This window comes from Campylobacter concisus, from assembly GCF_002913865.1.
GTDB lineage: Bacteria > Campylobacterota > Campylobacteria > Campylobacterales > Campylobacteraceae > Campylobacter_A > Campylobacter_A concisus_AM.
Map to the genome: position 1 here is coordinate 1 of NZ_POYX01000043.1, position 1,256 is coordinate 1,256.

3 protein-coding genes are annotated in these 1,256 nt (G+C 35.7%); 1 reads left to right on the forward strand and 2 read right to left on the reverse strand.

All coding sequences use genetic code 11. The features are described 5' to 3' along the window. The coding region (locus CYP77_RS02560) for a hypothetical protein (RefSeq protein WP_103599679.1) at nt 1–209 on the forward strand (209 nt) is incomplete at its 5' end. Nucleotides 210–235: 26 nt separating this feature from the next. Here the strand turns inward: CYP77_RS02560 and CYP77_RS02565 are convergent. Both CYP77_RS02565 and CYP77_RS02570 read right to left on the reverse strand, forming a co-directional pair. Further along, nucleotides 236–619, reverse strand: coding sequence for a hypothetical protein (locus tag CYP77_RS02565; protein WP_141090831.1), 384 nt, complete (start codon nt 617–619; stop codon nt 236–238). A gap of 105 nt (nt 620–724) precedes the next feature. Beyond that, on the reverse strand, nt 725–1,256 hold a 532-nt coding region (locus CYP77_RS02570), incomplete at its 5' end, for a hypothetical protein (RefSeq protein ID WP_258033417.1).

Sequence of the window (1,256 nt, forward strand, 5' to 3'; positions counted from 1 at the left end):
ATAAAGACGTAGTAAATTTCGGTGAAGGGCATGAGCTAAATGCGATACTTTCAAAAGTTGGCAAATCACAAAGCCAAAAAAATAGAGCAATACTTGGTGAGCTTGGCAAAAAATGCAAGGAAAAACTTGCTAAAAGAGTGCTAACTCAAGACGAATTTGGTGAGTTTGTAAAAGCACACCTAAAAGAGCTTGAAGACAAAAAAGCTTAAATTTTCTGGGGGCAACCCCAGAAAATTTACTTGCAATCCTCTTTTGTCAAATTTATCACAGCAAAATTTTTGCCGTTCTCGTAGTTGTATATCCACGAAGCTTTGTCGATAAGAGGGTTTTTACTGCTACAAAAGTCCTCTTTTAGCATTTCAGTCTGCAACTTTCTAAACTCATCTATCTGTTCTTTAGTAAATTTACTAAATTTAATATCCTCGCTATCATTTATAACAAAGGTGGTTTTTAGGGTCTCATTTTCGCATGTAGCACCTGTTATTACGCTATTTTCATCGACTCTTGTGGGAGCTGGCTCATCGATCATGCTTACAACAGCTTTAATAAATGCGTTATCACAATCAACCGCAAACGTAGCCGTTAAGAGCATACATCGAGACAATATTATTTTCTTCATTTTGTAGCCTTTTTGAAAAGTATATTAAATTTAATGGTAAAAATACTTGAGATAAATTTGCGCCCAAACTAGGACGCAAATTTCTTAAGGAGGGAATGTTTAATATTAAAATTTATAAGTGTAGCCTACGTAAAGACCGATGTTGCTCTCTCTAACTTTAACTTCTTCAATTTTTCTATAAAAAGTATAGTCAGCCTTAACGCCAGCCTCTAAAATATTGTTTTGATCAAGCAGGTACTCAGCACCGAATTTTGTGCCCAACACAAAACCAGTTGAGTGTTGTGCACTATCTGAATTATCTACTTTAAATTTTATTCTTGAAACGCCAGTGTAAGCACCTGCTACAAGCTTAACATCTCTGGTAATGCTTGGAGTATAGTCAGCACCTGCTAGAAAGCTGTGTTTATTCCACTTAATTGTATATTTTTCACCATCATCTTCTAACTCTTTTTTAGTCTGAAAATTATAAAAATAAGCACCATAAGCTCTGAAGCTGTCAAAATCATAACCAGCTTTTACACCGCTGTTAAATTGACCTTTTCTAAGTCTTGCTCCATCGTTAGCCTCAGATAACTTTACATTTGACGCAAAAGAGTATCCGCCCTCGTAACCAATAAATGCTCCCTCTGCCATAGCA